The following is a 19,704-nucleotide window of genomic DNA, read 5'->3' as shown; positions in this document are numbered from 1 at the left end:
AGAATAATGGTTGATCAGTATTTACCTCTATGGGAAGTTTTTGTACGCAGTAAGCGTGGTATGGACCACAAGCATTGCGGTAGTGTTCACGCTGCCGATGCAGAGCAAGCATTGCAATATGCCCGCGACGTTTATACTCGCCGTAGCGAAGGCAATAGCATTTGGGTTGTGGAAGCCAAGCACATTGTGGCGAGCCAGCCTGATGATCAAGAGGCATTTTTCGAGCCAGCGGACGATAAAGTTTATCGCCACGCCACATTTTATGATGTGCCCGCTGACGTAAAACACATGTAAGCCAACCCATAATATTAGGTAAAAGCAATGAGTGAATTAACACAGCAAGATGCTTTGTTCACCTATACCTTAAGGTTGGCGGACAATGCATTGATTTTAGGGCATCGCTTGTCAGAGTGGTGTGGTCACGGTCCTTTTTTGGAAGAAGATATCGGTGTAATTAACACCGCTTTGGATCTCTTAGGGCGTTGCCGCATGCTATATAGCTATGCTGGTGAAGTAGAAGGTAAAGGTCGCGACGAAGACGATTTAGCTTATCATCGTGATGAGCGTGAATTTACCAACTACCTGCTCATGGAGCAGCCAAAAGGTGATTTCGCCTACACTACGATTCGCCAGTTCTACGCGGATGTTTGGAACCTGCACTTTTATACAGAGCTTTGCAATTCCAAAGACGAGACCCTTGCTGCTATTGCGAAGAAAGTAGTTAAAGAGTGCCGCTACCACTTCCGCCATAACGCCGAATGGGTTAAACGTTTAGGTGACGGTACAGAAGAAAGTATCCAGCGTATGAACGATGCCATCGCTGAAGCCTCTCGTTTCGTTAACGAAATGTTCGAGATGGATGATGTTGACCAAATGATGGTAGATGCGGGTATCGGTGTTGATCTAAACGAAGTGAAAGCCAAGTGGATCGCAAGCGTTGATGAAGTGTTTGCCGAAGCGACGCTGCAGCGTCCAGAGCCTGAGTATGATCGCAGTGGTGGCCGTCTAGGTTTGCACACTGAGCAACTGGGCTTTTTGTTGGCTGAAATGCAGTATGTTCAACGTTGTCACCCCGGCTTACAGTGGTAAGCCTTTAGGTAGCAGCTTTTGAACTCAATTGCGTAAAAGCAGACGGCTTTTAGCCTAGGAGCTTAAGGTGGATTACAACCCAGTTGGCAGTTTTATTGGTAGTAACTTAATCAGCAGCGATAAGCCTATGGCCCTGAGCGTTGCAGAGGCGCAGGCTATTCCGATGACTGAAATTGAGGAAGCCTTAAGCTCGGTAGTCGACCCCGAGATCCCTGTTTTATCGGCAAGGGAATTGGGTGTTCTGCGTGATGTGCAGTGGCAAGAAGATACCCTTGTTGCCACTATCACACCGACTTACTCTGGTTGTCCAGCGATGGGGCACTTCGAGGACGACATTCGAGTGTGCTTGGAAAAGTTGGGTATACCGAATATTAAGGTAGACACCCGTTTGTCTCCGGCTTGGACTAGCGATTGGTTGAATGATGCGGCGAAAGAAAAGCTGCGTGACTATGGTATCGCGCCTCCAGTGGAGTCGACCAATAGTTTAAAAGTCATGCTAGGACATGCCCCTGAGGTTAGTTGTCCCAAATGCCATTCGCATGAAGTTAAAGAAATCTCCAGGCACGGTTCGACGGCTTGTAAAGCGTTGTACCAATGTAATAGCTGCCAAGAACCTTTTGACTATTTTAAATGCATTTAGCAAGTCAGCGGTTTGTAATTAAACAATAAGCGGCCATTTGGCCATAGCGGCACCTGTAAAAAGTGTCGCCAATAAAAAGACGAGTGATTAACCATGACCGATCATCATTTTCACGATTTAACGGTTGCTAAGATTCAGCAAGAAACCAATGATGCAGTGTCCATCGTATTTAATGTGCCTAGTGAGCTTCAAGATCTCTACCTTGGCTTTACTCAGGGTCAGCACCTGGTAATGAAAGCTGACATTCAAGGTCAAGAAATTCGCCGTAACTACTCTATTTGTAGTGGTGTACACGATGGCGAATTACGTGTTGGTATCAAAAAAATTGAGGGCGGCTTATTTTCAAGTTTCGCCAATGATGAGCTTAAAGAAGGTGATACTTTAGCGGTAATGCCACCTGAGGGTAGTTTTAATACACCATTAGACTCGACTGCTCGTAAGCACTATTTGGGTTTTGCCGCCGGCTCTGGTATTACACCCATTTTATCGATTTTAAAAACCACTCTGGAATCTGAGCCAAACAGTGTTTTTACGCTGGTATACGGTAATAAGAGTGTTTCCAATATGATGTTCCGCGAAACTATTCTTGGCTTGAAGAATCGCTATCCTGAGCGTTTTCAGCTATTAAATGTGCTCAGTCGCGAGGAACAGGAATCTGAAATTCTTAATGGCCGTATTAACGCCGAGAAGGTTAATATGTTGGCTGATAAGGTCTTGGATGTGGCCAGTGTTAACGAGGTTTATATCTGCGGCCCGCAGGATATGACCGAGGCGATTCGCGATACGCTACAAGAGCGTGGCATGGATAAAAAGAATATTCATTTTGAATTGTTCGGTGTTGCGCCAACGGCCGTTAAAAAGCAAGCTGTAAATCCTGAAGATGCTGGCCCGGTACGCCAGGTTGCCGTTATTGTTGATGGTATGCAAACCAACCTAGAAGTCGCTGAAGGTGGCGTGAATATTCTGGACGCCGCTTTAGAGGCCGGTGCCGATCTACCATTTGCCTGTAAAGGCGGTGTGTGTTGCACTTGCCGAGCTAAGGTTGTCGAAGGTGAAGTTAAGATGGATGTTAACTATGCCTTGGAAGACTGGGAAGTGGAAGAGGGCTTTGTTCTGACTTGTCAGTGTCACCCAACTACCGATAAAGTGGTTATCGACTTTGATGAGAAGTAATAGTTAATACAGCAAGCAATAAAAAAGGGGCTTTAGCCCCTTTTTTATTGCTTGCTTAAAGATCTTTGTTTTTACGGACTATGGTTTTACGGGCTACGGTTTTACCACCAAGATATCGGTATAGAGCTTTTGAACAATCGCCTCAGCGGAATTGCCCATTAGTTTTGCTTTGACACCTTTTCTTGCCATAGAGCCGCAAACTAAGGCATCTGCCTTTACCTTATTGGCAATACTGGGCACTACCTTGCTGGCATCGCCTTGTTTGATATGCACGTTTTCTTTTTTAAGTTGATATTCTTCACAGAGCTTTTCAATTAAAGGCGCTAGTTTCTTGCGTTTCTCCGCGACGTACTTTCTTGGATCGATCAAGTCCATATCTGCCAATACCTCCGGCACTTTTAAGGCGTAGACTAAATGAACCTCATCGTTGAGATCATGAGCGAGCGCTTTAGCTTGCTCGATCACTGAGTGATTGAGTTTTATCTTGGCTTTATTGCGGCTACCTAGATCAACAGCTGCCAAAATCCGTGGTTTTTTCTTCCAGCCTTTACCGGCGGTGATCATTACGGGTGATTTACAATAGCGGAATAGTTGCCAGTCGGTAGAGGTATACATCCAAGTTTCACTGCGATGCCCTGACTTTATCACTAAGTCGACGTCATGATTTTCACAAAACTTACAGATTGCCTTGCTGATGTCTTTGCTCCAAACGGCTTTGGCGGTCACCTGCTTGGCGCTTAGTTTTTCTTTCTTGAGTAGAGTTTTAAGTTCGGTATTCCGTTGTTTTAAAACAAAATTCTCAAGATCTTTGCGACTGAGTTTGGCCGCTTCCAGATCTTCTGGGTTCTTGATATCGGCGTAGCAAAACCCTAACAAAGTGATGTGGGCCTTAGTTTTCTCCTGTAGGCTTAAGGCTCTTTTAAGTGCGGAGTTTTTGCCACCGCTGCGATCACAAACAACCAGTATGTGCTTCATAGATATCCCCGTTTGGCTAGTCTATACCCAATATATTAAGGGGGTGGTTGGTTTTCAATCAATTTACCTACTTATCGAATTGAAGTTTGTCTTAGATCATAAATTAGACGTCGTTAAAATATGAAGGGGCTGGGTGAGTGCTCAGAAATCACATGTTCTGAGCACCGCTATTGATTTGAGGGCTAAGCAGGCCGCTACTTCGAGCTACGTTTTGCGGCAATGACATGTAATAGCTCGAGAGCTAAGGTAGCGGCCACCAAGGATGTTACTTCGGCATGGTCGTAGGCCGGAGCGACTTCCATGACATCGGCCGCGACTATGTTTAAATCTTGTAGGCCCCGTACAATTTGTAGGGCTCTGTCGGAGCTTAGGCCACCACTCACGGGGGTGCCAGTTCCAGGCGCATAAGCTGGGTCAAGGCAGTCGATATCAAAGCTTAAGTAGACGGGCATATCAGCAACGCGTTGCTTAATATTGCTAAGCACTTCGCCTAGCGAATGCTCATTTACCCAAGCAGCATCTAAAACTTGAAACGGGTGATTATCATAATCGTACTCAGTGCGGATACCCACTTGAATGCTGTTTTCGGGTTTTATTAGGCCTTCTTTGGGGGCATGGTAGAACATCGAACCATGGTTGTATTTGGCTTCGCTGGCTTCGGTATCGGTATGGGCGTCAAAGTGAATGAGCGCCATTTGACCATGCTTTTCAGCCGCAGCTCGTAGTAGGGGGAGGGTGAGAAAATGATCCCCACCAAAACTAAGCAGGGTTTTATTGGCGGCAAAAATTTTGCTCGCCTCGGCTTTTAAAACCGCTAGCATCTCGTCGCTGTCACCATCGGTAAAGCAAATATCGCCATAATCCACACAGCGGAGCTTATCGGCTAAATGAAATGTCCAGGGCCAGCGTTTTTCTTCCCAGCGTAGTTGGGCGGAAGCTTGGCGGATACCTGTGGGGCCCATACGAGCCCCAGAGCGCCCAGACGTGGCTAAATCATAAGGGATGCCTAGGATCACAGCATCAACGTCCTCGCTTAACTCTCGGCTCAGTGGTAGACCCATAAAGCTAAATACATTGGCATAGGTATTGGGTTCGTTATCTAGATCTCTAACATAAAACATAGGCTATCGGGTCTCTTTGATTTCATTATTATGTGTTTAGCGGGTACGGCTACAGTAACGGTTTTCACTACTCAGCTGTTAACAATTTGACAGATTATTCGAGCTTAAAGCCGGATTTTCAAGGGGGATATACCACTTGAGGGGTAGCTGTAGCAGCTAGGTACTCACAGTTAAATGAACAGCGGCCTGCCAGTAATCTAAAATATCGATTGGAAAATATTCTGATACCGGCATAAATTTGTTAGTTTTTATACTTCAATTCGTGACTGGCAGAGAGGCTTGTGATCGCTATCAACTGCACAGAAGAATCAATAAATAGGATGTTTATATGCTTCAGAAACCTTTAGCCCGTACGCTCTTTGTAGGCGCACTTTTAAGTAGTAGTTTTGTTTATAGTGGTGTTGCAAGTACCGATAAGAGCTCAGCCCCGCATCTAAGTGGTCAGCTTAAAGTGTCTATTGAGAATGGGACTATTGATGCAAATATTAGCATCAGCAATATTCCTCGCTCAAAGGATCATAGCTTTCAGCTTAATACGGGCTTGAATATAAAGGGCATTACCAGCGAGGACGGTTCGGTAAACTTCGCTTATCGGAGAACGTCGCTGGAACAATTCTATGAAAGCTTTGCTTATACGATACCTAGTGATGCTCCCAACGAGTTGTATCAGCCTAAAGCCTTGAACTTTCGCTACAGTGGTAAATACCCGGTGTATGGCCAAGCTTTTAAAGCTCGTAGCGATTGGAAAGGTAATATTGCTTTTAATGGCAAAAGCCTCAGAGTTGACGGCATGCAAACGGCTATACTGCCCATTTACTATGACAAACTCAATGACAGGCTTTACAAGGATGTTAGTTACGATATTCAAATAGACTGTGTAGATTGCAAAAGTCTTTTTATTAATGGTTCAACACCGGTTCGCGCTTTCGCTCACCGTTTTGTATCTGAGCATCCTGTCGAACCTATGATGTTCCTTGGAGACTTTGATTTTATAGAGCTCGGCGGAAATCGTGTTTTGAATCCACTTGTCAAAAAGGATCATATTGAGCAAGGCTTAAGTGTCGTTGCGCAGTATAAATCATTGCTAAGTAAGTGGTTTGATCAACCATTAACTAATGGCATTACCTTTATTCAAACTACACCGGTGAGCGAAAAGAACTCTTGGCTATGGGTGTCGGGCAGTACCATTGTTTCTATTTCCCATGATTATTACGCTTTGGATCGCTTGTTCAGTGAAGAGGGCGATGCTCGCTTTAAGGCTCATGATTTTATTGCCCATGAACTTGCTCATGTGCTTTTCAATAGTTACCCTGGCTTGCAAGGTGAGTTATCCAATATTATTGAAGAAGGTATGGCAGAGTACTTATCGTGGAGCTTGGTTTCAGAGTTTAACGGAAAAAGAGCTAAGCAGTACTTGCTCGATTGGCGAAGAGAGAAGCTTGAAGATAAGAAGCTTAAACCCTTGATTGAATTGAGCTTGGATGATGAGTTTTTTCAGTCGAATAGCTTTCGTTACAATGTATTGCCACTGATTATCCATTCAATGGAAACCATAATTGGGAAAGAGCAGGTCATTCAATGGATGCAAAGTTTGGCCACTCGAGAGAAATCTCTTAATCCTGAAAGCTTCCTTTCTTCCATTGAGTCCGCCATCAATAATCCCGAGCAGTATGAACACTTAGCTCAAAAGGTAGATTGGTAATTTGGCTGATAGTTGGCTTGCTTGTTTCGCAGATAAGTATATGGAAATTAGCGATCTAATTTATGGTTGCTAAAGTATATAAACGGCGGGCCGTTAGGCCCGCCAGGTATTTTAGATCATGTGGTTAATGTCATGAGCATCTTGCAGAGGGCTCATCTCTGCAAGTGAAAGCTGTAAATTTCCAAGGTCTATATAACTGCCCATCGAGCTGTCATTCCAAAGCGAATCTTGCTCGTTTAATTCTGTGCCTAACTCAAAGTTGGTAGCCCCAACTGATAGCAAGTCATCGAATAAAAGAAAGCCCTCTTGATTTGTTAGTAGTGCCTCTTCTGAAGGTTCATTGAAGTCTACTTGTTCAAAATCATTGCTGCCCTCGGCAAGGCTTGGAATTGTTTCGTCGCTCATCTCAGCTACGAGGTTGTTTTCGGAGGTTACATTTTTATCAACAGTGGCTGTAGTAACGACAAAGTTATCTCCTGATAAGCTGCCGTCTGCATTGAATTGTTGCCCATGTACACCTAGCAGCTCGCCGTCTTCATTGACTTCCACCCAGGTTATTAGGTAGCCCCCATCTTTCAAACTCAAAGTGTGTGATTCGACTTGTTGGCCAGCTTGATTTTGGTTAACAAGCGTTTGCTCTACAAGCACCTCTCCGCTAGGGGATACAATGCTGTAATAAACACCGGTGTTATCGTCATCATCTGAGACCCAACTAACAAGAATGTTACCGTCTTCCAAGCCCGCAATTTCTGCTTGTTCTCCGGCGGTGGCATTGGCGATAAAAGATGCTTCATCATTCAGCGCTGTGCCGTTCTCATCGAAGCTCTGAATCATTACCGCCGATTCACCATGCTCATTGTTCTCATGCCAACTTACTGCAAAACCACCATCATTTAGCGTGCTGACGTATGGCCACTGCTGAGCTGATGCGCTTGAGCTGACATCTAGGTTCCCCTGGATTAATTCACCTTTAGAGGAATAGATGGCGGCCTTAATAGCGCCGGCTTCACCGTTATTGTGATCTTGCCATGCAACAACTATGTTTCCATTGTTTAGGCTAGAAATAGAGGGGTTTGCTTGGTGAGAAAAGCTACTGTCTGCGACTTGGATGTCGCTGGTAATAGCGTTGCCTTGGTCATCATAAATCTTCATGAAGATGCCCAGCCCGCTGCCATCTTGACCGTCACTCATCCAGGTAATGGCAAAGCCACCGCCTTCGATTGCTGTAATTTCGGCTAAGGACTGATTGTTATTTGTAAAATCATTGATAAGAATTTCATCGCTAACCGCTATGCCTTCAGCATTGTATTTTCGAGCATAGATACCCAGCTTGTCACCATCTTGGTTTTCTGATTGCCAGGTGAGTACGAATCCGCCGTCGTCCAAACCGATAACATCAGAGTGGGTTTGATCGCCTACAAGTTCCTGGTTTACGGCAAATGCACTGCCAACTTCAGCCCCGTTTGAATCGTACCTCTGAGCATAAATATCAAAGCCATTACCTTCTATGTTTGATTGCAAAGCGAAGCTCACAATATAACCACCGTCTTCCAATGCTGCTATCGGATCATAATGTCTTGGTGGTGGTGGTGGAGCAGTACCGTAACGAATAGGCATTACACCGTTATATTGATTACCTGCCCGGTCTTCTAGATTTACATAAACATAGGCAAAGGTTCCCCAAGCTTGATTAGGTGATAGGTCATAGCCTGAGGTTACACCACCGTTGCCATACAGTGTGCCTTTGACGTCGTCAGAGCCTGTTAAATGATATCTAACGGTTTCATTTGCCGTGATTGGGATCCCCCAATTGTTGAGGGTCAATACACCGTAGCCTGTACCCGGAGCTGCAGGAGTGTAATAGCCGTCTACATAGGTATCTATATCTACAGATAAGTTGCTAGATTTTCTGCTTAAGCCAAATCCGTTGCTGGTAACATGAAATTTATGAGTACCGTGATATGTATATGGCACATCAAATTCCCATCTACCATTACCATCCACTCGAACATCGGCTATTTTAGCGCCATCTCGGAATAATGAGATTGTGGAGTTCGCGCGCGCAGTGCCTTGTAGTGTGGGAGTTGTGTCATTGGTTATATTGTCCCAAGAATACCACCCGCTATCACTTGAAGCTGCAAGATCAATTGTTGGTGTTGGTAATTGAGGGGTGACTGCAAGGTTGACCGTGGCCGTAGAAGTACCTCCTCGGCCATCGCTTATGCTGTAGGTGATCTGATCATTTACCGCATAGCTAAGATTAATGTCGGGGGTGTAAAGTAAATTGCCAGCGCTGGTAATGGTAACGGTGCCATATGACGGGCCACTTTCAATTTTACTGATTGTGAGCGGGTCGCCATCAGGATCGCTATCATTTTTAAGAACATTTAGGTTGCTTGGCCCAGTAACATTAAAGCTGTCGTCTACCGCAGTCGGGGCAGTGTTTAATACGACATCAAATTGAAACTTATCAGACTTTCCGCTTTCATTACCGGCAATATCTGTTTGAGACGCTTTGATATTATGAGAACCTTCTTTGAGGTCATTGGTGGTTTCAATCGACCACTTGCCTTTCTTATTGGCGGTAGTCTCACCAATTTTCTTACCATCGACCCATACTGTTACTTTTGCAAAGGCCTCGGCGGTACCTACAATTGTAGGGTTAACATCATCGGTCTCTTCTTGGTGATTTACTTTGCCTTTTGTCGCGCCCACATTGTCCGTTAAATGGGTAATTTCAGGTGCCTCAACAGAACGGTCTACGGTGATTTCAAATTTATTGCTTTCCTGGCTTAAGTTTCCGGCCATATCAATCGAGTAAGCTGTGAATGTGTGTTCACCTTCAAGTAAAGCGACAGTTGGGTTATAGGACCAAACACCGTTGCCGTTACCATCATCGAGAACTTTCGAGAATCCAAAAAACTGGCCAGCGTTATATATTGCAATGGTGCTTCCTATTTCACCGGTGCCGCGTAGCCTAGGGGTATCATCATCAGTATGATCCTTATGCTGCAGATCATCCTGAATCATGCCAACGTTATCTTCTGCATCTACAATCACTGGGCTATCGGGAGCTTCTGTATCGATAATTATGCGATATCCAATGTAGGCATCTCCGGCATTATTACTGGCCTTGGCTGCAAATATTGATTCCCCTTCGGGTAATGGAACGGTTACAGGAATTGTCCAAACCCCGTTGCTGTCTGCAGTTACGGGGCCGTAGGTTTGCCCCTGTACTGTCATGGTAACTTCAGCGCCGGGTTCGGTTGTACCTTGTATAATTGGGGTGCTGTCATTTCTGAAACCATCGTCGACTATACGGGTGCCTGGCGGTAGAACGACTTCCGGTACATTATTAGCAGGGTTAAACGCTCGGCTATTAGCCGCTGTTTGAGCTTGTTGTGAGGCAAGAACTTCTAGGGTGGCTATATTTTCTATGGCGCTTGTATTACCCGCAATGTCTGTTACCTTGGTGGAAATTTCGTGATCCCCACTGCTTAAGTCAAGCTCGACTGACCAATTGCCATTTTCATTTGCAGTTACTGTAGCAATGACGTTATTGCCGTCGATAATCTCGACAGTAGCATTGGCTTCTGCATTCCCTTGTAGCTGGACTTTACCATTATCTATGGATTGGCCACTCGATAATGACTGATTGTTACTACTCAGGTTCACATTGCTTGTTACGCTCACACTACGATCAATAATCACATCGAAAGAATTACTTTGGCTAGACTCTACACCGTTACTGTTTATCGTAGTAACAGTAAATGACGCATCACCTTCATTCATGCCATTGGTGACAAACTTCCATACCCCGTTATTGTTTGCCGTGGTGGTGCCAAGGAGCTGCCCATCTTTGTAAACATTTATTTTCTGCCCAGCTTGGGCTGTGCCATTTAGCTGAAGAGATTTATCGTCAGTGACACTTCCCTGACTTATTTGTCCTTGGATTGAGCCGTAGTTGTCTGAGATGTTTGTGATATTGGCCATGTCAATTCTCTGCTTGGCGTAAAACTGAATCGCATTCGATGATTTTAAAAGTACTGTTGAGCAAGGTGATATTATAAAAACTGTGATAAAGATCTAGTTTTTTGCTGGAAAATACGCAATCAGAACTAGCTAATTTAACAGGTGGTAGTAACGCCTGGTTCTTTAGTTTTAGGGCTGGGGGCTGAGGTTTGGCAAGGAAGTTAGGGGTGAATGAATAAGGGCAAAGGTACTTGAAAGAGGCTGCTGCTGTTTATGTCATGGTTTGCTGCTTAATTGTGATTAGTCAGCATAATAAGTGCCTAGTGAAAACCACCTCGGCACTTAAAGATTGTTGCTTGGGCATGTTAGAAAAAGATGGTGATTTACCTATTCGAGAGCGGCCTCTTAAATCCCGGTAATTTAAATCTCAGCAATAAAAACAGCTCTTCTAGGTGCGGGGTGTCCTTCGGCAGTTTTACTTTTGTCCTGAGGGTGAAGGAATTCATTAAGTGAATGAAACAGCATCCAGTCGGTGCTGCGTTGCTCCTCACAGCTTGTTGTATTTTCATCGACAACCCGAGGGTTTTTAAAACCACACTTTCGCATCCAACTTAGTAGAGTTTCTGAACTGGGTAAAAACCACACATTATTCATCATTGCATAACGATCTTCGGGAACTAGGCAATCGCCTAATTTCCCTTCAATTACCAATGTTTCTAGGACCAGTTGGCCGCCTGGCTTTAAAGTCGATTTTAACTCACGCAAATGATCCATTGGGGAGCGCCGATGATAAAGAACACCCATACTGAATGTTGTATCAAAAGCCTGCAGATTAGCGGGAAGCTCTTCGATTCCAATCGGTAAGAGGTCAACTGGTGCTTTTCCAATCAGTTGCTTTAGCATATAAAACTGAACTACAAAACGTGGTGACGGATCAATTCCTATTACTTGTTTTGCACCTTCTCCAAACATTCTCCAGCAATGGTAGCCATTGCCACAACCTACATCCAGAACGGTTCTGTTGCGCAAAGGTGCAAGGTGGGGCAATACGCGATCCCACTTCCAGTCCGAACGCCACTCGGTATTGATAAAGCTATCAAAAACTTGATAAGGCCCTTTACGCCAGGGAATTAGTGCCCTTAATTGCTGCTCTATAAGGGCTTGTGTGGCATGGTCGATTTCGCTGCTATGCCCAATGTGAACTTTATCTTTGAAGTCCAGGTGCTTGGCCTTGATTGTCGGCATGGCGGCCATGGCGGCTTGCCACTTAGGTAAATCCCCGTAGCGTTTTTCATTGAGGTGAGCTGAAATCTGCTCTGGCATAATTTTGGCCCATTTTTCTAGCGGGCCTGAATCTATACTGTCTAGTAGGTCTTGGTAATACTCAATCATTTAATGGCTATTAAAGAGGCAAAGTTAAAACATTGAAACCACACATCAGCACTGCTAAAGCCGGCTTCGCTTAATCGTTCTTTGTGCTCATCGAGAGTTTCTGGAATTAGCACGTTTTCTATGGCACTGCGCTTTTGAGCGATTTCGAGATCGCTGTAGCCGTTGGCACGTTTGAAATTATGGTGCAGCTCGACCATCAGCTCTTGGTGGGCAGGGTTTTCGAACTGCACTTTTTCTGAAAGAATCAAAACCCCACCGGGCAACAAGCCTTGATAGATATTTCGAATTAACTGGCTGCGCTCTTGCTTAGGGATAAACTGCAGGGTGAAGTTAAGCACCACCACAGATGCCTTTTCTATTTGGCAATCTTGTAAATCTTGACAGCGCAGGTCCACCGCTAGCTCGCTGCTATCGGCTGCCATGACCTGACGACAGCGATCTATCATCGCTTCAGAATTATCAATCGCGATGATTTCACAGTTGCTGGCACGAATATGATGGCGCATAGCTAGCGTAGCGGCTCCCAAAGAGCAGCCTAGGTCATAGCAAAAGCTATTGCTTTGCGCGTATCGCTGGGCAAGGTCACCAATCATGCTGATGGTGGTGGCATATCCTGGTACAGACCGTTTGATCATGTCCGGAAAGACATCTACGACCTTTTTATCGAACGTGAAACCCGCGATATTGGCCAATGGCTCGGCGAAAATTTGATCGCTTAGCCCGCTATCTATAAGGGTAGTAGGGGATTTTGGCTGATCTGACACCTAATTTACCTTTTTTGATGGCCAAGCTGCAGTTTAGTCGTAAGTGGCCGATACATTGAGGGCGAGATTTTAGCGGTGCCTTAAGCAAGTGACAAATGTAAAAGCAGAATTCCGTAAAAGTGCTATAACAATAGATAGAAAAATACAAAAGCAGCCGCTTCTCGCGGATAGTGTTTGCTGATTTTAGAGTTAATCATCTATGTCCTACCCCAATTATGGTTCCTTAAGGATGTTAGTTGTCGATGACTTCGATAACTTTAGGGTAACTGTAGCTAAATTAATGCAATCCCTCGGGGTTGCTGCTGTCGATATGGCTGTCAATGGCACCCAGGCTGTGAGGGCCTGTAAATCACGGCGTTATGACGTGATCTTATGTGATTTCAGCTTGGGCCAAGGTAAAAACGGCCAGCAAGTTTTGGAAGAGCTCATGCAGGAAAAGCTGTTGCCAAAAACGAGTTTATTTGCCTTTGTCTCGGCAGAATCCAGCCGCAGTGTGGTGCTTGCAGCGAATGAATTTGAGCCCCATGGTTACTTTACTAAACCGATTAATGGGAAGGCTCTGCAACAGCGACTAGAGCGCATGTTGCTGCAGCGAGATGCTCTGATGCCGGCCTTAAGAGCACTGGACGAAAGTAATCATGAAGCCGCTATATCCCATCTTCAGGAGCTGATTGATGCCGGTAGCCGATATACCACTGCCTGCCAAAAGCTGCTGGGCCAGCTATATATAGATACTGAAAACTATACCTTGGCAGAGCTGCTTTATGAAGGTGTTCTAGAAGCACGTAGGGTTGATTGGGCAGCTGTGGGATTGGCCAAGGTAAAGCAGTGCCAAGGTCTCTGGGATGTGTCTACTAAGATGCTTCGCGAGATTATCCTAGAAAACCCTTTGTGCATGATGGCCTATGATACTTTGATTGCTGACTATGAGCGCAAAGGAGACAGTATAGGCCTGCAGCAGCTGTTGCAAAAGGCTGTGAAAGTCTCTCCTTTATCGCTTCGGCGCAATAGAGAGCTGGCATATGTATCATTAAAGAATAATGATTCCGCTGTGGCGGCTGGGGCATTTAGAAAAACGGTTCGCCTAGGGACTAATTCCTGCAACGATGACGTAGAGCACCATTTGCAGTTTGGTCGCACTGCCGCAGCTATGTCCCAAGAGGATCACGACGATGGACGAGATTACTTGCGTGATGCCTTGATCAACCTTGAAAGTCTGGATCGACGTTTTGAGCTGAGTGAAGACGAGAAGCTGCAAACGGGTTTGATTGAGTCTCGTATATACCTAGCCCAGGGCAATACTAAAAAGGCCAAGGAAGTGCTTAGCCAAACCGAAGGCTATATGGGGGCTGATGGTCGCAGGCAAGAGTTTGAAACTGAATTGGATCGAGTATATGCCTTATTTGATTTAGGTGAAAACACTCGCGCCAAACAGTGTCTCAATGAGCTGGTAAGACTCTACGAAAAAGACCAAAAGGCTTTAGAGAAACTGGATGTGCTTCTGGACGAACCGCTTAGTGAAGAAAACCGAGCAAAAGTTAAAGATATTAACCGTGAGGGAATTAGCTTCTATAAGAATCACCTTTACGAAGATGCAATTAATTGCTTTGTACAGGCGCGCCAGCTATTCCCAAATCATGTAGGCATTATGCTCAACTTGGTGCAGGCCTATACAGGGCATATCAAGGCCTTTGGGTTTAGCACAGAAAGAATGCAGCACTGCGAAAAAGTATTGCAAGCTGCGGAGTCTAGAATAGCTATGGATAACCCACAATATGAACGTTTCAGGCAGTTACGTGATATTTGCCGTTCAATCAGTCAGGGTAGCCATCGGGCTTCATTTGAATAAGACAGTATAAGGGCCCACTGTGATACAGGATCTACACATGAGCAATGATAATATTAGTTTTCCTCAGGTTTTAGCGGCCAGTGTGCAGGATATGAAAAGCTCCTTGAGCATGCTGCTTAGCTCGCTTGATGTGATTACTGATCTGCAGGAAAACCTTGACGATACTCAAAAGCAAACCCATGCCACCTTGCATTACGAAGCGGCTAGATTAAATACTGAAATATTTCAGCTACAGCTATTCCATAAGTTATCTAAGAATGATCTAGTTCCTCAGATTGATGAGCACTACCTTATTGATATCTTGCAAGAACAGTTGGCCAATTGCGATTCGCTCTTACAGATTCGTGGTGTTGAGGTGGAGCTTGAATGTGATGAAGATTTTAACTGGTATTTTGACAGTGAGCTAATCGCCTCGTTAATCTACAAAACACTGGTGAACTGCGCACGTTATAGTCAAGGCCGTATCAAATTATCTGCAATAGAAGATGATGGGCAGCTGCTTATTTCTATTTCAGATGACGGCAATGGCTATCCGCAGTTTATGTTGGAGCAGGCTCGTTTGGAAAAATTACCTGAACAGTTTAATAGTACACAGTTGGACTTTTTCTGCAGCCGAAGAGTTGCAGAGCTTCATACTAAACAGAGTGATTGTGGTAGTTTGAGTATTGCTAATGGCGGGGCCTATGGTGGTGGTCTATTCCAGGTGCGCTTACCGTAAAGAAACGGCTTAGAACAAAAAAATAGCTGCCATTGGCAGCTATTTTTTTGTTCTAAATCTATGCAATTCGCGATTAGATTTTATGGGCTTCAAGCTGCGCTCTGATATCATCAGGGATCGGGCTAGCCTTTTGAAGTTCGTAGTCAAAATGCACCAGAACGGCTTTGCCCTTGGCTACAACTTGGCCATCTTGCTCTGCAGTTTGAATAACTTCAAATGAAGAATTTCCGATTTTACCTAGACCCGTTTGAATACTCACACTCTTTCCGATAAAGGTCTGCGCCGTATGGTCAATTTCTTGCCTTGCTAAAATCAAGGTCCAATTATGTACATCCATTTTGGGGTTGAAAATTTTAAACACTGGCGTGCGAGCATCTTCAAACCATATTGGGAAAATCGTGTTGCTGATGTGGCCGAGCGCATCAGTTTCGGCAAAACGCGGCTCTAGTTGGTGAATGAACATTGGGATTCCTACTGCTAAATGCTTTATGGTGAGCTTGCGCCCGCTAGGCGGGCGCATTGTTATTAATTAGTTGTTTACTAAAGATTGATAATTTCTAAGCCAAGCTGAGTGGCAGCTTCTTCGCCTGCTGGTGGGCAGATGACGACGGTAGAAGCACGTTCCGGTGTTAAATAGCTTTGCGCTACACGTTGCAAATCTGCAATCGTTACTTTCAGTATGCGCTGTCTAAAATCTTCACGAACTTCGGGGCTGCGACCATGTAAGCGAGCATGAAAATCCTGTTTGGCTTCGCCTGCAGGGGAGCTTGGCTTGTCAATGGCGCTTATCACACCAAGAATGGCTTCTTCTAAGGCTTGCTCATCGTGTTCAGTATTGGCTAGCCAGTCGAGTGCCTTGTCAAAATCATCCAGTGTTTCATTAAAACGCGGATCGCGATACGAATAAAACCTAAACGATGCAATATTGTTATCTTGGCTCGCACCACCGCCGTAGGCACCACCTTGTTCGCGGATGGCTCTATGCAAAAAACCATTTCGTAAGAAGCCGCCTAGCACCGAAAGTGCTGCTGCATCTTGGTGGCCGGAAGCTACGGTTGGATAGGCTTTGGCGCAGAAGTTAACTTGGGTGTTGGTCGTCCAAGCTTGCTGAATACGTGAATCCTGTTTAGTAAGAGATAGCGAGCTGTTTTGCGCTTCCTCATGTTTTGGCCATAGCGCTTGTAAATTATCGCTGAGTGCAGGCAAAGAATCTTTATCGCTGACCAGTAGGTATTGCTTGCTTGAAGCGAGAACTTTTTTATGAATAGTTTGTAAGCGGGCGGCAAATTGTTTCAAGGCCGCTTCGTCGGCAAAGCTATCATCCAAGTTTTTAATTGCTTGAATACCAGCTAAACCGGTAAGACGATGGGTTAAATTAGCGCACGGGCTAATCCCAGCGCTAGCGGCAGTCATTGCCAAGCTATGTCCGTTTCCGGTGATGCTTTGCTGCATACGCGCCCGAGCGTGCGCAACCAACTCTTGCAGGCGCTGAAGCTCATCAAAGCGAACATTTTGTAGGGTGTCTAGCATTAGCTCGCAGAGGGCTTTGTGGTTTCTTGATAAAGCTTTTGCCGACAAAGTGATATAGGCATTTATCTCTTGGCTATCATTGACTGTACCGCGTACGCTTGAAAATGCCGACATTGAGCCGACGATTTGTGATTGCTTCATCTGGCTTTGCAAATAATCAAGCTCACCGACACCTAGTTCGGTAAGCGCCATGCAGTAATAGGGCAACAGGGAAATCAATTCTTCATCGAGCTGCGGAGTCTGAATGATAATTTGCTGATACACCAAGCCATTGGTGCCGGCGGCGTAACGGTTGTAGGGAAGCTCACCAATAGCGCCTTTGATGGGCTCGGGGTATTGGCTGCTATCAGGAACATCAGCGATACCTACTTTCGGTAGAATCGATGCATCGTCCTGTTGGTTCTGTCGCTCAAGTAAGGCAAGGCTTTGATCAATAATCGCCTGTTTTTCTTCTTCATTGAGCTGCGCTTTGATGTCGGCCAACTTCTGTTTTTCAGCGTCAAGCTCCTGCTGTGCCAACTGTGGATCAGGTGACATGGTCAGGGTGACCCGGTGCTGATTATCCAGCAGTAAGCGGCGCGCTAAGTTTTGAACGAAGTCCGCTTTTTCAGCTTTTGCCCTAAGCTCTGCAAGTGCTGGCTCAAGGTTTAATAGGGCCAGTACATCGCCGCGATGGGTGGCTGCAGTAAGGCCCGTTAAAATTAACTGTAAACCATAAGGGTAGCTATCACCGCCGATCTCGCGTTGTTGCAACTCTAGCTGATGCAAGGAAGCTTCAACCTGTTCCTGGGGAAGGCCTTGCTCGGCAAGCTGACGTAGAACACCCAATACCAAATCTTCAACGGCTTGAGTTTGTTCTGGGTTACTGCCTTCGATACCACAGCAGAAGCTCAGTTCGAATTGTGAATCATCGAGGCCACAAAGCGGAGATGGCGCACTGCCAAGATCAGTAGTTTCCAAAGCTTGCTGCAATGGAGAGGCACTGTTATCAAACAATAGGCTCGATAGTAATTGGGCTTCGAGTGTAGCTGCAAGATCGGTACTTTTGCCAAGCAGCCAGCTCATTACGATATGAGTTTTATCGTTTAGATCGGCCTCCGGGTCATCTAAGGGGTAATTGGCCTGGCTGTGTTGCGGGCTGTTGTAGCGTTGCTCAGGCGGTACCGAAATTGTTTTGTCGAGGGCGCTGAACTGGTTCAGTGCTTGCTGTTCAAACTTTTCCTGGAGCTCTTGGGCTGGAATATCACCAAAGGTCATAAAAATGGCATTGCTTGGGTGATAGTGGCTTTGGTAGAAGGCCTGCAGCTCTTCATAGCTAAGCTCGGTAATTTTGGCTGGGTCACCACCCGAATTATGATGATAGGTGGTGGTTGGATATAACTTTTCACAGAGCGTATGCCACAGCTGTGATGGAATAGAGCTCATCGCTCCTTTCATTTCATTAAAAACTACGCCTTTGTAAACCAAATCGCTATCGTCGTTTTGGGTGTCTTCGAACTCAAGGCGATGGCCCTCTTGGGCGAAATCTAATGGGTCTAGACGTGAGAAAAATACCGCGTCGAGATAAACGTCCAATAAATTGTCGAAGTCTTTGCGGTTTTGACTGGCAAAGGGGTAGGCCGTCCAATCTGAACTGGTAAAAGCGTTCATAAAAGTATTGAGTGAGCGACGAATCATCATGAAAAATGGATCGCGTACCGGGTACTTTTTACTGCCACATAGTGCCGTGTGTTCAAGTATATGGGCGACACCGGTCGAATCTTCGGGAACTGTTCGCAAGGCCACCAAAAATACGTTTTCACTATTGTCAGCTTCGATGTGAATATGTTGGGCTCCAGTGACCTTGTGGCGGTATTCGTGGACAACAATATTTAATGAATCCACGGCTTCGCTGCGGATCATTTCAAAGCTCGGGTGGGGCAATTGGCTCATGCAAACCTCATATGTGACACCAATAAATGGCGATATTCCGTAAAACCAGCATTCTAGCGGTTTTGGCGGCTAAGTGGGAGTGGCGATAGCCGCAAGGGCCGCTATCGTTTAGTCATCAGCGCTAGTGTATTTAGCGAATTTTATTGCGCCTGCACCATGGCTAGAATGCTAGGCCAAGCGGCCTCCAGCAGGGCACTCTGAGCACTGGCATTTGGGTGAATACCGTCAGATTGCATGGCATCGGGCTTTACCGCGACGGATTCCAAAAAGGTGGGTATTAAGCTGACCTTATACTTTTCAGCCAATTCTGGAAAGGCTTCGCTAAATAGACGGGTGTAGCGTTTACCGTAATTGGGGGGGATTTGCATGCCAATCAGTACAACTTGAGCCTTCGCCGCTTGGCTTTGCTCAATAATACTGGCCAAATTGTCTTTCATTTTTCCAATTGGATAGCCCCGTAGCCCATCATTTCCACCGAGCTCGATAATAACCCAGCGTGGCTTGTACTGCTCAATAAGTGCGGGCATTCTTGCAAGCCCCCCAGCCGTCGTCTCGCCGCTGATGCTGGCATTTACGGTGCCTACATTGTACTGTTGTAACTTTTCCTCTAGCAGCGCAACCCAGCCTTCTTCCGGCTTCATCCCGTAGGCAGCGCTGATGCTGTCTCCGAGTACCAATAGATTTTGTGTTTGAGGGCTGGCTTTGTCGGCGAAGGCCAGTTGAGTGGCCACTATGGTAATCAGTAGGCAAATGCTGTGCGCTATTTTCATTTTATCTCGCATGCTTGGCAATTTATCGGTTTGAGCAGCCTTTATTCTAAAATCATGTTGAAATCCTAGCCAGTACC

Annotated in this window: 15 protein-coding genes; 7 read left to right on the top strand and 8 right to left on the bottom strand. The window is 45.5% G+C overall.

Annotated features, from left to right (window positions below):
- The first annotated feature begins 6 nt into the window (after positions 1 to 6).
- The 4 genes from paaB to paaE all read left to right on the top strand — a co-directional run bounded on the left by paaB (position 7) and on the right by paaE (position 2,902).
- The gene (gene paaB, locus Q1A41_RS11405) at positions 7 to 294 is read left to right on the top strand and encodes a 1,2-phenylacetyl-CoA epoxidase subunit PaaB (protein ID WP_299774817.1); all 288 of its coding nucleotides are present in this window, start codon (positions 7 to 9) and stop codon (positions 292 to 294) included.
- Between the two features lie 27 nt (positions 295 to 321).
- Positions 322 to 1,089, top strand: a complete 768-nt coding sequence (paaC, locus tag Q1A41_RS11400; RefSeq protein ID WP_299978780.1) for a 1,2-phenylacetyl-CoA epoxidase subunit PaaC — start codon at positions 322 to 324, stop codon at positions 1,087 to 1,089.
- Between the two features lie 67 nt (positions 1,090 to 1,156).
- Complete coding sequence (gene paaD, locus Q1A41_RS11395) at positions 1,157 to 1,729, top strand: 1,2-phenylacetyl-CoA epoxidase subunit PaaD (RefSeq protein ID WP_299978777.1); 573 nt, start codon at positions 1,157 to 1,159, stop codon at positions 1,727 to 1,729.
- 93 nt (positions 1,730 to 1,822) lie between these two features.
- A complete protein-coding gene (paaE, locus tag Q1A41_RS11390; RefSeq protein ID WP_299978773.1) occupies positions 1,823 to 2,902 on the top strand; it encodes a 1,2-phenylacetyl-CoA epoxidase subunit PaaE in 1,080 nt (359 codons plus the stop codon).
- A 93-nt stretch (positions 2,903 to 2,995) separates the two neighbouring features.
- On the opposite strand, the gene Q1A41_RS11385 is transcribed toward paaE, so the two are convergent.
- On the bottom strand, positions 2,996 to 3,877 hold the full coding sequence (locus Q1A41_RS11385) for a universal stress protein (protein WP_299978770.1): 882 nt from the start codon (positions 3,875 to 3,877) through the stop codon (positions 2,996 to 2,998).
- Positions 3,878 to 4,071: 194 nt separating this feature from the next.
- Complete coding sequence (gene speB / locus Q1A41_RS11380; protein WP_299978767.1) at positions 4,072 to 4,998, bottom strand: agmatinase; 927 nt, start codon at positions 4,996 to 4,998, stop codon at positions 4,072 to 4,074.
- Positions 4,999 to 5,326: 328 nt separating this feature from the next.
- Here speB and Q1A41_RS11375 point away from each other — a divergent pair, with 328 nt between their 5' ends.
- A complete protein-coding gene (locus Q1A41_RS11375; RefSeq protein ID WP_299978764.1) occupies positions 5,327 to 6,700 on the top strand; it encodes a hypothetical protein in 1,374 nt (457 codons plus the stop codon).
- A gap of 111 nt (positions 6,701 to 6,811) precedes the next feature.
- Here Q1A41_RS11375 and Q1A41_RS11370 read toward each other — a convergent pair whose 3' ends face one another.
- The 3 genes from Q1A41_RS11370 to cmoA form a co-directional block, all read right to left on the bottom strand.
- Positions 6,812 to 10,693 (bottom strand): Ig-like domain-containing protein, encoded by a 3,882-nt coding sequence (locus Q1A41_RS11370; protein WP_299978761.1) that lies wholly within the window; start codon positions 10,691 to 10,693, stop codon positions 6,812 to 6,814.
- Positions 10,694 to 11,092: 399 nt separating this feature from the next.
- Positions 11,093 to 12,064, bottom strand: coding sequence for a tRNA 5-methoxyuridine(34)/uridine 5-oxyacetic acid(34) synthase CmoB (gene cmoB / locus Q1A41_RS11365; RefSeq protein ID WP_299978758.1), 972 nt, complete (start codon positions 12,062 to 12,064; stop codon positions 11,093 to 11,095).
- Positions 12,061 to 12,795: a carboxy-S-adenosyl-L-methionine synthase CmoA gene (gene cmoA / locus Q1A41_RS11360; protein ID WP_299978916.1), complete on the bottom strand. Its 735-nt coding sequence runs from the start codon at positions 12,793 to 12,795 to the stop codon at positions 12,061 to 12,063. Before cmoA ends, cmoB begins: the two co-directional genes overlap by 4 nt.
- A 232-nt stretch (positions 12,796 to 13,027) precedes the next feature.
- Here cmoA and Q1A41_RS11355 point away from each other — a divergent pair, with 232 nt between their 5' ends.
- Both Q1A41_RS11355 and Q1A41_RS11350 read left to right on the top strand, forming a co-directional pair.
- A complete protein-coding gene (locus Q1A41_RS11355; RefSeq protein WP_299978755.1) occupies positions 13,028 to 14,677 on the top strand; it encodes a tetratricopeptide repeat-containing response regulator in 1,650 nt (549 codons plus the stop codon).
- 37 nt (positions 14,678 to 14,714) lie between these two features.
- Positions 14,715 to 15,395, top strand: a complete 681-nt coding sequence (locus Q1A41_RS11350) for a sensor histidine kinase (protein WP_299978752.1) — start codon at positions 14,715 to 14,717, stop codon at positions 15,393 to 15,395.
- 73 nt (positions 15,396 to 15,468) lie between these two features.
- Here the strand turns inward: Q1A41_RS11350 and Q1A41_RS11345 are convergent, their stop codons facing one another.
- From Q1A41_RS11345 to Q1A41_RS11335, 3 genes are all read right to left on the bottom strand, one after another.
- On the bottom strand, positions 15,469 to 15,858 hold the full coding sequence (locus tag Q1A41_RS11345; protein WP_299978749.1) for a thioesterase family protein: 390 nt from the start codon (positions 15,856 to 15,858) through the stop codon (positions 15,469 to 15,471).
- A gap of 77 nt (positions 15,859 to 15,935) precedes the next feature.
- A complete protein-coding gene (locus Q1A41_RS11340) occupies positions 15,936 to 18,857 on the bottom strand; it encodes an insulinase family protein (RefSeq protein WP_299978744.1) in 2,922 nt (973 codons plus the stop codon).
- A 140-nt stretch (positions 18,858 to 18,997) separates the two neighbouring features.
- The gene (locus Q1A41_RS11335; protein WP_299978741.1) at positions 18,998 to 19,627 is read right to left on the bottom strand and encodes an arylesterase; all 630 of its coding nucleotides are present in this window, start codon (positions 19,625 to 19,627) and stop codon (positions 18,998 to 19,000) included.
- Positions 19,628 to 19,704: the final 77 nt, after the last annotated feature.

The organism is uncultured Pseudoteredinibacter sp., from assembly GCF_947502065.1.
Classification (GTDB): domain Bacteria; phylum Pseudomonadota; class Gammaproteobacteria; order Pseudomonadales; family Cellvibrionaceae; genus Pseudoteredinibacter.
The sequence above is the reverse complement of the archived record's forward strand: the minus strand, read 5'-3'. Positions and strand labels throughout refer to the sequence as shown.

Excerpts from the sequence above, each read along its gene's own strand:
- paaB (WP_299774817.1), top strand. The coding sequence starts at position 7 with ATGGTTGATCAGTATTTACCTCTATGGGAAGTTTTTGTACGCAGTAAG.
- paaC (WP_299978780.1), top strand. The coding sequence starts at position 322 with ATGAGTGAATTAACACAGCAAGATGCTTTGTTCACCTATACCTTAAGG.
- paaE (WP_299978773.1), top strand. The coding sequence starts at position 1,823 with ATGACCGATCATCATTTTCACGATTTAACGGTTGCTAAGATTCAGCAA.
- Q1A41_RS11385 (WP_299978770.1), bottom strand. The coding sequence starts at position 3,877 with ATGAAGCACATACTGGTTGTTTGTGATCGCAGCGGTGGCAAAAACTCC.
- speB (WP_299978767.1), bottom strand. The coding sequence starts at position 4,998 with ATGTTTTATGTTAGAGATCTAGATAACGAACCCAATACCTATGCCAAT.
- Q1A41_RS11375 (WP_299978764.1), top strand. The coding sequence starts at position 5,327 with ATGCTTCAGAAACCTTTAGCCCGTACGCTCTTTGTAGGCGCACTTTTA.
- Q1A41_RS11370 (WP_299978761.1), bottom strand. The coding sequence starts at position 10,693 with ATGGCCAATATCACAAACATCTCAGACAACTACGGCTCAATCCAAGGA.
- cmoB (WP_299978758.1), bottom strand. The coding sequence starts at position 12,064 with ATGATTGAGTATTACCAAGACCTACTAGACAGTATAGATTCAGGCCCG.
- Q1A41_RS11355 (WP_299978755.1), top strand. The coding sequence starts at position 13,028 with ATGTCCTACCCCAATTATGGTTCCTTAAGGATGTTAGTTGTCGATGAC.
- Q1A41_RS11350 (WP_299978752.1), top strand. The coding sequence starts at position 14,715 with ATGAGCAATGATAATATTAGTTTTCCTCAGGTTTTAGCGGCCAGTGTG.
- Q1A41_RS11345 (WP_299978749.1), bottom strand. The coding sequence starts at position 15,858 with ATGTTCATTCACCAACTAGAGCCGCGTTTTGCCGAAACTGATGCGCTC.
- Q1A41_RS11340 (WP_299978744.1), bottom strand. The coding sequence starts at position 18,857 with ATGAGCCAATTGCCCCACCCGAGCTTTGAAATGATCCGCAGCGAAGCC.
- Q1A41_RS11335 (WP_299978741.1), bottom strand. The coding sequence starts at position 19,627 with ATGAAAATAGCGCACAGCATTTGCCTACTGATTACCATAGTGGCCACT.